Here is a 12,740-nt window from a genome sequence, read left to right as displayed (position 1 = left end):
CTGTGGTGCGCCCGGCCATCCGCCAGGCACGCCTGGCGCACCTGGCGTCGCTTGAGGCCCGGCAGGCCATACACGGGCGTCTCCGGCCGGCGGCACCGCTCTGGGGCCCTTCGGCCACACTCGTGCATCCCCCGGGTCGGACGGCCAAGGCTGGTCCCCGTTCCGCGTCCCCCGCGTCACGTCAGCCCGTCACATTTAAATCCGCACCAATACCGCACAACGGGCAACGCTACAACGTCAACACCACAAGCAAGACGAGACAAACAAAAACGGCACGCCCCCCCAAAGCGGGAGACGTGCCGTTTGCGCAAATCCCTACAGGTACTGTCCCGTGTTGGCGACCGTGTCTATCGAACGGCCGGCCTCCGTGCCCTGCTTGCCCTGCACGAGGGTGCGGATGTAGACGATCCGCTCGCCCTTCTTGCCGGAGATGCGGGCCCAGTCGTCGGGGTTGGTGGTGTTGGGGAGGTCTTCGTTCTCCCGGAACTCGTCGACGCAGGCGGCCATCAGATGCTGGATGCGCAGGCCCTTCTGGCCCGTCTCCAGGAACTGCTTGATCGCCATCTTCTTGCCCCGGTCGACGATGTTCTGGATCATCGCGCCCGAGTTGAAATCCTTGAAGTAGAGGACTTCCTTGTCGCCGTTGGCGTAGGTCACCTCGAGGAAGCGGTTCTCCTCGATCTCGTTGTACATGCGCTCGACGACCCGCTGGATCATCTCCGAGATCGTCGACTCACGGCTGCTGCCGTGCTCGGCGAGGTCCTCGGGGTGCAGCGGGAGTTCCGAGATCAGGTACTTCGAGAAGATGTCCTTCGCCGCTTCGGCGTCCGGCCGCTCGATCTTGATCTTCACGTCGAGGCGGCCAGGCCGCAGGATCGCCGGGTCGATCATGTCTTCGCGGTTGGAGGCGCCGATGACGATGACGTTCTCCAGGCCCTCGACGCCGTCGATCTCCGACAGCAGCTGAGGGACGATGGTGTTCTCGACGTCGGACGACACACCGGATCCACGAGTGCGGAAGATCGAGTCCATCTCGTCGAAGAACACGATCACCGGGGTGCCCTCGGACGCCTTCTCGCGCGCCCTCTGGAAGACCAGGCGGATGTGCCGCTCGGTCTCACCGACGTACTTGTTGAGGAGCTCCGGGCCCTTGATGTTGAGGAAGAAGCTCTTGCCGGACTGGCCGGTCTTCTCCGCGACCTGCTTGGCCAGGGAGTTGGCGACCGCCTTGGCGATGAGCGTCTTGCCGCAACCGGGCGGGCCGTAGAGCAGCACACCCTTCGGCGGGCGCAGCTTGTGTTCCCTGAACAGGTCGGCGTGCAGGTAGGGAAGCTCGATCGCGTCCCTGATCTGCTCGATCTGCCCGCGCAGGCCGCCGATCTCGTCGTAAGAGATGTCGGGCACCTCTTCGAGGACGAGCTCCTCGACCTCCGACTTGGGAATGCGCTCGTAGACGTAACCCGAACGCGGCTCCAGCAGGAGTGAGTCGCCCGACCTGATCGGCTGGTCGAGAAGCGACTCGGCGAGCTTGACGACGCGCTCTTCGTCGGCGTGCGATATCACGAGCGCGCGCTGCCCGTCTTCGAGCAGCTCCTTCAACATCACGATCTCGCCCACGTCTTCGAAGCCCAGGGCTTCGACCACGTTCAGCGCCTCGTTGAGCATGACCTCCTGGCCACGCTTCAGCGAGTCGACATCGACGGCGGGACTGACGTTCACCCGTAGCTTGCGCCCGCCGGTGAACACCTCGATCGTGCTGTCTTCTCTGGCCTCGAGGAAGACGCCGAATCCGGATGGCGGTTGCGCCAGCCGGTCGACCTCCTCCTTGAGGGCGACTATTTGGTCCCTGGCCTCCTTGAGGGTGGCCACGAGCCGTTCGTTCTGGCCTGTGAGGGCGACCACCTGAGCTTGAACGTCGTGAAGACGTTCCTCCAGCACCCGCGCCTGGCGGGGGGATTCCGCAAGCTTGCGGCGCAACGCGGTGATCTCCTCCTGAAGGAAGGAGACCTGTGTTGTGAGGTCAGCGACCTCCCGTTCGCGCTGCGCGGCCCGAGCCTCTGCGTCATCGCGAGCTGCCACGGCACGTCACCTCCTTCCCAGTAGAGGAAAGACTACTCAAGTCCCTACCAATCTGACGGCCTTGAAAAACGTAGCCCACTGGTGTTCGTCTAGTTACGTGGAGTGTTTGGTAGTTGATGCCTTTTCGGAGGGTTTATCTCGGTGAGCACATGGAACACGTTGTTTGTTCCCACTGTCACTCAAGTTTGCCTGTTTGCTGCTGAATCGTCACTGGTCTTCCGTACCCTCCCCATACGCCGCCTTTGCCGGGCGGCGGCGTCTTGGCGGCGGCGTGACGCCGTCGGCCATGCGGCGGGCGCTGACGAGGAAACCGGTGTGCCCCACCATGCGGTGATCGGGACGGACGGCCAGACCTTCGACATGCCAGTCGCGAATGAGGGTCTCCCACGCCTTGGGCTCCGTGAAACTTCCGTGATCGCGAAGTGTCTCGACGGTTCTTGACAACTGGGTCGTCGTGGCGACGTAACAGCAGATCACACCGCCGGGCGTGAGCGCCTTGCTCGCGGCGTCGACACACTCCCAGGGGGCGAGCATGTCGAGGATGATCCGGTCGACGTCGGTCTCGTCGAGGGCCTCGTTGAAGTCGCCGACCACCAGACGCCACTGCTTCATGTCGCCGCCGAAGAACTTTTCGACGTTCTTGGTCGCGACCTCGGCGAAGTCGGCCCGCCGTTCGTAGGAGGTCAGTGAGCCCTCGTTGCCGATGGCGCGCAGCAGGAAGCAGGACAGCGCCCCGGAACCGACGCCGGCCTCCACGACCTTGGCGCCAGGGAAGATGTCGGCCATGGCGACGATCTGGGCGGAATCCTTCGGGTAGATCACGGCTGCGCCGCGCGGCATCGAAAGGGTGTAATCGGACAGCAGGTGGCGGAACGCCAGATACAGTACTCCGCCCGACGATCGCACCACAGAGCCTTCAGGCTGCCCGATCAAGTCGGTGTGCGCGATCCACCCCTTGTGGCTGTGGAAGACGCCGTCCTCCTTGAGCGTCAGGGTGTGACGCTTGTTCTTCGGATCGGTGAGCTGGACCTGATCTCCGGCCTGGAAAGGGCCGTGCCTGCGAAAACCCATGGCGGCAAGGCTAATGGCAAAACGTTTGTCCCCCGACTCGGACGACTGGTAGCAATGGGCCATGTTCCCCCGCGAAACCATCCAGGCCGGCCCGGTCACCCTGCGGCCACCGGTCGAAGCCGACATCCCGGCCGTCGTGCGCGCCTGCTCCGACCCGCTGACCCAGCGATTCATCACGACCCTGCCCAGTCCGTACACCGCGGAGCACGCCCACATCTGGCTGACGGAGGTCGCCGAGGCCCGGTGGGGGGCGGGCGGCGCGGAGTTCGTCGTGGCCGACCCAGGGACCGGCGAGCTGAACGGCATGCTCGGGCTGCACCTGCCCGACCGGTTCGGCAACGTCGAAGTGGGCTATTGGGTGGCCCCGTGGGCCCGCGACAAGGGCGTCGCCACGGCGGCGCTGCGGGCGCTCGCCACGTGGGCCTTCGAGCACGGCGTGCCCCGCCTGCACCTGGTCGCCGAGATGGAGAACGTCGGCTCGCAGAAGGTCGCGCTGGCCGCCGGTTTCCGCCATGAGGGCCTGCGGCGCGGGGCCGGGCCGCTGCCCGGTGGCGGCCGGGCCGACATGGCCATGTTCGGCCGGCTGCCCGGCGACTCCGGGGAGCCGATCAGGCCGTTCCTGCCGTTCCTGCCCCCCGGCGGGCTCACCGACGGGGTCGTCACGCTGACCATGCTGACGGGGGACGACGCACCGGCCTACCAGGCGGTGGCGTCGCTGCCCGACGTCGTGAAATATCGGGTTCCGCCGGAGGCGCCGCCGTTCGAGGAGACCCTCTACCGGTGCGCCGGGGCGGGATATCGCTGGCTGGTCGGCGTGCAGGCGGAGATGGCCATCCGCGACGCCGTGACCGGCGCGTTCGCCGGTGACATCCAGCTCTCGCACCTGACGCCGCCGATGCGGGAGGCCATGGTCGGCTACAGCCTGCACAGCGACTTCCGGGGCCGGGGCCTGGTGACCCGGGCGGTCGAACTGCTGGCCGAATGGGCGTTCACCCAGACGTCGATGCGGCGGCTGATCTCCGGCACCAACCCCGGCAACCTGGCCTCCCAGGCGGTGCTGGAGCGGGCCGGTTTCACCCGCGGCCAGACCGTGAAGGAGTATCTGCCGGGCCCCGACGGGACGTGGACCGACAACGTGGAGTGGCTCAGGCTCCGCTGAACCGCCGGATGGTCGCGGCGAACGCGGCGTCGGTGCCCTCCAGGGCGCGGTCGATCTCGGCGTCGGTGTGGGCGGTCGACAGGAACCAGTTGTGCCAGGGGTGGACGTAGACTCCCTCGGCCAGGCAGGCGGCCGCCCAGAAGACGCCTCGCTCCAGCGTCGCGTCTCCTTCGAACGAGAGCCACGGAATCTGCACCGGGCCCGTCTGGTTGATCGTGATGCCGTGGCTCTTGGCCTGCTCATACAGTCCGGTACGCAGCCTCGACCCCGCGCGTTCGATCACCGCCGGGCCGTCGGACTCCCGGAGGATCTCGATCGTGGCCTTCGCGGCCCCCATCGCGGCCGAGGAGAACCAGAACGATCCGGTCGAATAGAGGGTCTGAGCTGCGTTCTTGAGCGCGTCGACCCCGGTGACCGCCGCGATCGGATGCCCGTTGCCCATCGCCTTGGACCAGGCGGACAGATCCGGACGTACACCGAAGGACTCCCAGGTTCCCCGGAGGTCGAGCCGGAACCCGGCGCGGACCTCGTCGATCACCAGAGCGGCCCCGAGACGGTCGGCCAGCGCCCGGACGCCCCGGGCGAAATCGGCCTCGGCGAGCTCCTGGTCCTCGAAGGAGTCGTGCTTGAAGGGGGTCACCAGGATGGCCGCGACGTCGTCTCCGGCCTCGGCGGCGGCCCGTTCGGCGTCCTGGAGATCGTTGTAGGTGAACTCGACCGTGTCGGCCCGCTGGTTCGGCGTGACGCCGGAAAGGCCCGGCGTGCACCACGGGTCGGCGCCGTGATAGGCCCCGTGGGCGATCAGGACCTTGCTGCGGCCCGTGGCGGCGCGGGCGACCATCAGGGCCTGGGTGGTGGCGTCGGTGCCGTTCTTGGAGAACAGGGCCCACTCGGCGGCCGGGATGAGGTCGACGAGCAGCTCGGCCAGCTCGACCATGATCGGCCCGGGGCCGTTGAGGCAGTCGCCCTGGGCCTGCAGAGCCGCCGCGGCCGCCTCCACGCGGGGATTCCGGTGCCCGACGATCATGGGGCCCCAGGAGCACATCAGATCGATGTACTCGCGGCCGTCGGCGTCCCACTGGCGGGCGCCCTCCGCCCTGGTGAAGAACTGGGGGTAGGTGTCGCCGTGGAGGGCGGCGTTGAGGTGGCCGTACATGCCGCCGGGGATGACCTTGGCGGCGCGGGCGCGCAGATCGGCGTCCAGGGACATGGGGGGAACTTCCTCTCAGGCCAGCAGGGCGGCGGCGCCGTCCAGGTTCGCGTCGGAGCCGAGGCCCCCGGCCACGCGGGCGGCGACGGCGGTGCCCAGTTGCGCCGATTCGAGCACCGACCGCCCGGTGACCAGCCCGGCGGCGAAGCCCGCGCAGTAGGCGTCACCGCATCCGGTCGTGTCGATCGCCTGTACGTCTTCGGCGGGCACCCTCGTGAGCCCCTCGGACGTGGCGACGAGGCTGCCTTCGGCGCCCAGCGTGATGATCACGGTTCGCGGGCCCTCGTCGAGCAGCAGTCCGGCGGCCTCCTCGACCGTCTTCGCGCCGGTCATCAGGAGGGCCTGCTCCTCATTGGGCAGGAAGTGGTCGACGTGGGGCAGGAAGGTCTTCGCGGCGGGCATCAGATCGGCCATGTTCGACAGCAGGTCGAGGGTGACCTGCGTGCCGTGGCTTCTCACGTCGTCCAGAAGCGCGTGGAAAACGGGGTCGTGGAGGCCCCAGGTGGCGTCCATGCCGCCGAGGTGGAGGACCTCGGCCCGCCTGATCGCCTCGACGTCGACGTCGGCCAGGGACAGGCCCAGGTTCGCGCCGGGGACGTGGAACGAGGGCCGCCCGCCGTCGGGGCGGATGGGCAGGATCGACGCGGCGGTCTGCTCCCCCGGCTTGCGGGTGAGCTTCGAGACGTCGACGCCGTGGCGGGCCATGACCATGAGGAGGAAGTCGCCCAGTTCGTCTTCGCCGATCGCGCCGAGCGAGACGACGGGGATCCCGAGTTTGGCCAGGACGACGGCCGTCCCGGCGGCGGCACCGGCGGCGGTGATGCGCACCTGCTCGACCAGGTGGGTGTCCTGGCCGGCCGGAATCGACTCGACGGGCCGGGCGAGCACGTCCACGATGTGGACGCCGAGTGTGACAACCGACATGGCCTGGATGATAGACGGGCGCCCGACTAAAATGTCAACATGCCGAAGATCGTGAACCATGACGAACGCAGGGAAGAGGTCGTGGCCGCCGCCCGCCGCATCATCCTGCGCGCGGGAATCGAGGCCGCGACCACGCGGGCGATCGCGAAGGAGGCCGGCTACTCCAATGGCGTCCTGACGCACTATTTCGCCGACAAGGACGAGATCCTGCTGTCCGCTTTGCAGTCGAGCCACCGGCGCATCACCGAGCGGCTGGCGGAGAAGCTGACGGGGCTGACCGGGCTGGCGGCCCTGCGTGAGCTCCTCTTGGACAACCTGCCGCTGGAGGAGGAGCGGGAACGGGAGACCGGTCTGGAGATCGGCTTCTGGGCCCGCAGCCTGACCTCACCCGCTTTGCTGCAGACCCAGCGCGAGGAGGCGCGCGACCTCCATCTGCTGGTACGCAGCCTGCTCCAGAGTGCGGCCGATTCCGGGGAGATCGCGAGCGAGGAGCTCGACGACACGGCGGAACGACTGCTGGCACTGGTCGACGGGTTGAGCCTGCACCGCCTGCTCTATCCCGACCGCACGTCCCGGATAGAGGAGATCATGCTCGGGGAGCTCGACCGTCTCAGGCGATGAGACTCACACCCGGGCACACCGACAGCGGACTCCGGAGTTCCGCGCCTGAACCCGCATCGACCCCGGCGCCTTCAGGGGCCGGGGTCGATCGGAGCGCGGGTCAGGCGTTGCGGTGGGGCTCGAAGCGCATGGTGCGGGAGACGCCCACCCGGACCGTCGTGCCGGGCATGATCGTGACCGACTCGTTCGGGGGGATGTCGTAGAAGTTGGGGTCGCCCGGGGGCTGGATCTGGGTGCCGTTGACCGAGCCCAGATCGATCAGGTTGACATCCCAGTTCTCCAGGGTCACCCGCAGGTGCCGCCGGGAGACCGAGCCGTCGGGGCTGGTCACCCTGGCCGGGCGGGCGTCGCCCGACTGGACCTCGGGGGCGCGCTCGGGGTCGCGGCCGAGGATGTAGTCGCTGTCGAGGGTCAGGGCCATGCCGTCGTCGAGCAGCAGGACGCCGAGCGCGGGCCGCGGGCCCTTGTAGGGGACGAGGTCACGGGTCGACAGCGGGACGCCGCAGACCGCGCAGTAGGGCGCGCGCGGGTCGTTGAAGTGGTCGTTCTTGCAGTCGACGCCGTGGACCATGGGGCCGAGGCGCTCGGGGGCGGCGTCCATCTGGGTGGAGTCGCTCGGGTCTTCCGGCGGCAGGTCATGTTGCGGCTGCGGGTCGAAGTGGCCGCTGTCGTGGCGGCGCTCCTCGTGCTGCGGCGGCTGCGGTTCGGCGACCGGGGGGTGCGGAGCGCCCATCGGCGGGGGGCCCATCGGCAGGCCGGGGGGCGGGCCGAACGGGCCCTGGCCCTGCGGCGGGGGCTGCATGGGCGGGTGGTCGTAAACCGGCGGCGGGTCGTACGGCGGGGGGTCGTAGGACGGCTGGTTGTACGGCTGCGGGGGCGGCGGCTGGTGGGGGATCATCGGCTGCTGCGGGCCCGAGGGCTGCGAGGCGTAGGGGTGACCCTGCTGCCCCTGCGGCTGCTGGGGCGGCGGGGAGGGCTGCGGGACCGGGACGGGCCGGTGCACCGTGTGGCCGGTCGCCGTGTAGTCGATCTCGGCGCCGCCGCCCGCGACCACGCCGCCGTCGAGGCGGGAGTAGGGGCTGGACGGGCCCGAGCCGGGCAGCCGCAGTTCGACCCGGCCCACCGGGCCGGCCACGAGGCGGTCATTCCAGGTGAGGGCGTCTTGGCCGGAGATCACGAAGTCGCCGTCGGGGGCGCCGAACAAGTGGGCCGAGGCCGTGCCCGAGACGAGCACCGCCACACCGCCGCCCGAGGGCCCGGCGACCGCGATCGCCGGTGGCTCGTCGTCCATGGAGCGCGCCAGAACCTTGGCGACCTTACGGACGAGCGTGCGTCCGTCTCCGCCGGTTTCCGCGGTCTCCCGCACCGCGTCGAGCAACTCCTCAACCTGTGCCGAGCCTGGCCCGCACACCAGCGCCAGCCCGTTCAAATGAGCGACCACACCGTCACCCGGAAGCGGACGGACCACCCCCGCGCCCTGCTCCGTCACAGAACTCTCCTCCGGCCAAACCCAACTTCTGATCGTTTGACCAGAACATTAGTGGTGCGCGAGCCAGATGACGAGTGGGGGTAATCGCTCCCGATCTGGTCAGACGCCGGTGAACACCCGATTGACATCGGCGGTGGCGAGCACGCCGTAGATTTCGCCGCCCCGTTCGACGAGCAGATATTCACCCGAGGGATTGTCGCGCATCGCGTCGATCAAGGACTCTCCCTCCAGGTCGGCGCCCAGGACGAGGGCCGGTTCGAGGGTGCGGGCCAGCGACCCGACGTTGATCCAGGGGCGGCGCGGTTCGGGGGTGGCGTTGACGGCGGCCTCGTTCACGATCCCCGTCGGGCGGCCCTCGTGATCGACGATCACCAGTGCCCCCGCGCCGCTCTCGCGGGCCCTTCTCAGCGCCTCGGCCAGCGGCACGTCGGCGGCGACCGGGAAGGCCCTGCGGGCCAGCGCACGGGCGCGTACCTGGGGCAGCTTGGACCGGACCTTGGCGACGCGCAGCGACTGCGAGGCGCCCATCCAGATGAAGGCGGCCAGGATCATCGACCAGAGCACCGTGGTGAAGTCGGGCTCCTGCCCGGCCATCAGCGGCAGCACGAGCTGGGACAGCACCAGCACGACCGCGAGCCCGCGCCCGATCCAGGCGGCGGCCACGGTGCCCTTGTTGGGGCTGTGGGTGACCTTCCACACACCCGCCCTGAGCATGCGGCCACCGTCGAGCGGCAGGCCGGGCAGCAGGTTGAAGACGCCGACGATCAGGTTCGAGGTCCAGAGGATGAACAGCAGCACCCCGGGGATCGTGTCGGAGTCGACGAGCTGTTCCAGACCGAAGAAGATGCCCGCCAGGCCGAGCGAGACGACCGGCCCGGCGAAGGAGACCAGGAACTCCTTGCCCGGGGTGTCGGGCTCCTGCTCGATCTCCGAGACGCCGCCCAGGAGGTAGAGGGTGATGCGTTTCACCGGCAGGCCGTAGGCCTTGGCCACGACGCAGTGGGCCAGCTCGTGGAGCAGGACCGAGACGTAGAGCAGCACCGCGAACAGCAGGGCGATCGAGTAGTGCACGAACTGCGAGAACTCCGGTAGCCGCGCGGCGACCTGCGGTTCATACGTGATCGTGATGAACGCGGCGACGATCAGCCACGTCGGGGAGACGTAAACCGGGATCCCGAACGGGCGTCCCATCCGCAGCCCCGGAGACGGTGTGCTCATAGTGTTCTGGTACCCCTTCCTAGGCATGGATCCTACGCGGGCCACGCCGTCCGCCAGCGCCCGGCGGGATCTGCACAGGCGTTCTCGCCCGGGAAGTGTCGGGGGCATGGCCTATCGTCTGGGCATGACCCTGACCGAGGAGCGCGCCGTCATCGGCGCGCTGTCCCCCTCCCGTGCCGGTGACTTCATGACCTGCCCGCTGCTCTACCGGTTCAGGGTGATCGACCAGCTCCCCGAGAAGCCCTCTGCGGCGGCCGTGCGGGGCACCCTCGTCCACGCCGTGCTCGAACGCCTCTACGACCTGCCCTCCGGCGCCCGCACCGCCACGGCGGCCCGCGAGCTGCTCGACCCGCAGTGGCGGCGGCTGCTGGAGGAGGAGCCCGCCTACCAGGGCCTGTTCGCGACCGACGCCGAGCGCGACGAGTGGCTGGAGCAGGCGCGCGGCATGGTCGACCGCTACTTCACGCTGGAAGACCCGACGGTGCTCGAACCGGCCGAACGGGAGCTCTATGTGGAGGCGGTGCTCGACAGCGGGCTGATGCTGCGGGGCTACGTCGACCGGCTCGACGTGGCGCCGACCGGCGAGATCCGGGTCGTCGACTACAAGACGGGCGCCGCGCCGGGGCCGCAGTTCGAGGCCAAGGCGCTGTTCCAGATGAAGTTCTACGCCCTGGTGCTGTGGCGGCAGCGCGGGGAGGTGCCCCGGCTGCTCCAGCTCGTCTATCTGGGCGGTGGCGGCGAGGTGCTGCGCTACCAGCCCGACGAGGCCGACCTGCGCGCGACCGAACGCAAGGTCGAGGCGCTGTGGCAGGCGATCGAGCGATCGTTGACGACACGTGAGTGGCACCATCGCCCGTCCCGGTTGTGCGGCTGGTGCGACCACCAGGCGTTGTGCCCCGAGTTCGGCGGCACTCCTCCGCCGGTGCCGGAGCAGCGACCCCGGCCGACGCGGCGCCTGGCGGCGCGGGCGGCGACCGACGAACTGTGAGGTCGCCCCGCTCCGGGCGGCTCGTTCCTAGGGATGAGGTCTGTGGGCCGGAGGCGGCCTAAATTGATTGCGTGCGCACCTCCCCCCGTCGGCAGCTGATCAGCGACTCAGTTCTCGCGGTCGTGATGACCGCGTTCTCGCTGCTCTTCGCCTTGTCGGTGGGGCCTCACGCGACCGTCGAGTGGGAGGGGTTGTCGGCCTTCCCGCAGCGGCCCGCCGACGCGTTCAGTCTGCTGCTGATCGTCTCGTGCACGCTGCCGCTGGCGTTGCGCCGGCGGTGGCCGTTCCTGGTGCTGGCGGCGACGACCGTGCCGGTCGTGGTGCTGAACGTGCTCGACTACAGTGCCGGGCTGGCCGACCTCGCGGCGATGATCCTGCTCTACACGGTCGCCACGCAGCGGGGGCTGGCGCTGAGCGTGCTGGCGGCGGTGCTGGTCATGACCGGTTACCTGGCCGGGGCGCTGCCGGGGAATCCGCAGCTCGTCTGGACCGATCACGCCATCATCGTGGTCGTCACGGCCCTGGTGTGGGTGATCGGAAGGACGACCCGGTTGCGGCGGGCCTATCTCGGGGAGCTCGTCGACCGGGCCGACCGGCTCGAACGGGCCCGTGAGGCCGACACCCGGGCGGCTCGGGCCGAGGAGCGGTCGCGGATCGCCAGGGAGCTCCATGACGTGGTCGCCCACCACGTCTCGGTGATGACGGTGCAGGCCGCCGCCGCTCGTACGATGCTGGAGAAGGACCCCCGGGTGGCGCGTGACGCGCTGGTCTCCATCGAGGAGATGGGGCGCACGGCGATGGCCGAGATGCGCAGCATCGTCGGCGTGCTGCGGACCGACGGGCCCGCCGAGCGGGGGCCGCAGCCGGGGATGCACGACCTGCCGGGCCTCGTCGACCAGATGCGGGAGGCGGGGCTGACCACGCAGCTCTGGCTCGAGGGCGAGACGCGGCAGCTGCCTCCGGGGGTCGATCTGGCCGCCTACCGGCTGGTTCAGGAGGCGCTGACCAACAGCCTGCGGCACGCCGGGCCCGCCGCGCGGGCGTGGGTGACCGTCCGGCACGAGCCCAGTGAGCTGATGGTGCACGTCGAGGACGACGGGCGCGGGCTGGTGCTGAAAAGGGAGAACGGCAGCAAGGGGCACGGTCTCGTGGGCATCAAGGAGCGAGTTGCCCTCTATGGTGGAGTTCTGCGGATCGGCCCGCGACCGGGGGGCGGATTCGAGGTCCGGGCCCGTTTCCCCCTCAAGGACAGGTAAATGCCGATCAGGGTGTTGTTGGTCGACGACCAGCCGCTGCTGCGCACGGGGTTCAGGTTCATCCTGGAGGCCGAGACCGACGTGACCGTGGTCGGCGAGGCCGGAGACGGCTCGACCGCGATGGACCAGTCTCGGGCGCTGCTGCCCGATGTGGTGTTGATGGACATCCGGATGCCCGGGATGGACGGCATCGAGGCGACCCGCCGGATCGTCCGTGACGCCCCGGCGTCGGCGCATGTGCCCCGGGTGCTGGTGCTGACCACGTTCGACCTCGACGAGTACATCGTGGAGGCGCTCCGGGCCGGCGCGAGCGGGTTCCTGCTGAAGGACGTGCCGCCCGTCGAGCTGCTGCAGGCGATCCGGGTGGTGGCCGCAGGAGACGCGATCGTGGCGCCGAGTGTGACACGGCGGCTGCTCGACAAGTTCGCCAGCCGGCTGCCCTCGGCTCATCAGCAGGCGTCGCCGACGCGGCTGGCCCGGCTGACCGAGCGTGAGCTCGAAGTGCTGAAGCTGATCGCCAAGGGCCTGTCCAACGCCGAGATCGCCCGTGAACTGGTGGTCAGCGAGACGACGGTGAAGACCCACGTGGGCAACGTGCTGACCAAGCTGGGCCTGCGCGACCGGGTCCAGGCGGTCGTGCTGGCCTACGAGACCGGGCTGATCACGCCCGGGGCGCATCCGTAGCCACAACACACAGCTTGGTGATCACGCCGAAGGGCCGCGCG

Annotated in this window: 11 protein-coding genes; 5 read left to right on the top strand and 6 right to left on the bottom strand. The window is 69.3% G+C overall.

The window, feature by feature from the left end; all coding sequences use genetic code 11:
- Nucleotides 1–315 precede the first annotated feature (315 nt).
- Both arc and AW272_RS22075 read right to left on the bottom strand, forming a co-directional pair.
- Nucleotides 316–2,079 carry a proteasome ATPase gene (gene arc / locus AW272_RS22080; RefSeq protein WP_066368375.1) on the bottom strand — a complete coding sequence of 588 codons (1,764 nt, stop codon included), beginning with the start codon at nucleotides 2,077–2,079 and terminating at the stop codon, nucleotides 316–318.
- A 207-nt stretch (nucleotides 2,080–2,286) separates the two neighbouring features.
- Nucleotides 2,287–3,150, bottom strand: coding sequence for a tRNA (adenine-N1)-methyltransferase (locus AW272_RS22075; protein WP_066368371.1), 864 nt, complete (start codon nucleotides 3,148–3,150; stop codon nucleotides 2,287–2,289).
- A gap of 61 nt (nucleotides 3,151–3,211) precedes the next feature.
- On the opposite strand from AW272_RS22075, the gene AW272_RS22070 reads away from it, so the two are divergent.
- On the top strand, nucleotides 3,212–4,309 hold the full coding sequence (locus AW272_RS22070; RefSeq protein ID WP_066368369.1) for a GNAT family N-acetyltransferase: 1,098 nt from the start codon (nucleotides 3,212–3,214) through the stop codon (nucleotides 4,307–4,309).
- Here the strand turns inward: AW272_RS22070 and AW272_RS22065 are convergent.
- Together AW272_RS22065 and AW272_RS22060 are read right to left on the bottom strand one after the other, a co-directional pair.
- Nucleotides 4,296–5,519: an aminotransferase class III-fold pyridoxal phosphate-dependent enzyme gene (locus tag AW272_RS22065; RefSeq protein ID WP_066368366.1), complete on the bottom strand. Its 1,224-nt coding sequence runs from the start codon at nucleotides 5,517–5,519 to the stop codon at nucleotides 4,296–4,298. The two genes, AW272_RS22070 and AW272_RS22065, sit on opposite strands and share 14 nt — an antisense overlap.
- 15 nt (nucleotides 5,520–5,534) lie before the next feature.
- Complete coding sequence (locus tag AW272_RS22060) at nucleotides 5,535–6,443, bottom strand: carbohydrate kinase family protein (RefSeq protein WP_066368364.1); 909 nt, start codon at nucleotides 6,441–6,443, stop codon at nucleotides 5,535–5,537.
- Nucleotides 6,444–6,482: 39 nt separating this feature from the next.
- Between AW272_RS22060 and AW272_RS22055 the strand changes: the two genes are divergently transcribed.
- Complete coding sequence (locus AW272_RS22055) at nucleotides 6,483–7,064, top strand: TetR/AcrR family transcriptional regulator (protein ID WP_066368363.1); 582 nt, start codon at nucleotides 6,483–6,485, stop codon at nucleotides 7,062–7,064.
- A gap of 100 nt (nucleotides 7,065–7,164) precedes the next feature.
- Here the strand turns inward: AW272_RS22055 and AW272_RS22050 are convergent, their stop codons facing one another.
- Entirely contained in the window at nucleotides 7,165–8,553 is a 1,389-nt protein-coding gene (locus tag AW272_RS22050; protein ID WP_066368361.1) for an FHA domain-containing protein, read from the bottom strand.
- 99 nt (nucleotides 8,554–8,652) lie between these two features.
- Nucleotides 8,653–9,771: a site-2 protease family protein gene (locus AW272_RS22045; RefSeq protein WP_066368360.1), complete on the bottom strand. Its 1,119-nt coding sequence runs from the start codon at nucleotides 9,769–9,771 to the stop codon at nucleotides 8,653–8,655.
- Between the two features lie 124 nt (nucleotides 9,772–9,895).
- On the opposite strand from AW272_RS22045, the gene AW272_RS22040 reads away from it, so the two are divergent.
- The 3 genes from AW272_RS22040 to AW272_RS22030 all read left to right on the top strand — a co-directional run bounded on the left by AW272_RS22040 (nucleotide 9,896) and on the right by AW272_RS22030 (nucleotide 12,699).
- Nucleotides 9,896–10,759, top strand: coding sequence for a RecB family exonuclease (locus AW272_RS22040; RefSeq protein ID WP_157518705.1), 864 nt, complete (start codon nucleotides 9,896–9,898; stop codon nucleotides 10,757–10,759).
- Nucleotides 10,760–10,830: 71 nt separating this feature from the next.
- Nucleotides 10,831–12,015 carry a sensor histidine kinase gene (locus tag AW272_RS22035; protein ID WP_245657670.1) on the top strand — a complete coding sequence of 395 codons (1,185 nt, stop codon included), beginning with the start codon at nucleotides 10,831–10,833 and terminating at the stop codon, nucleotides 12,013–12,015.
- Entirely contained in the window at nucleotides 12,016–12,699 is a 684-nt protein-coding gene (locus AW272_RS22030; RefSeq protein ID WP_066368353.1) for a response regulator, read from the top strand.
- The last annotated feature ends 41 nt before the right edge of the window (nucleotides 12,700–12,740 follow it).

Origin of the sequence: Herbidospora mongoliensis (assembly GCF_001570545.1) — a bacterium.
Classification (GTDB): domain Bacteria; phylum Actinomycetota; class Actinomycetes; order Streptosporangiales; family Streptosporangiaceae; genus Herbidospora; species Herbidospora mongoliensis.
The sequence above is the reverse complement of the archived record's forward strand: the minus strand, read 5'-3'. Positions and strand labels throughout refer to the sequence as shown.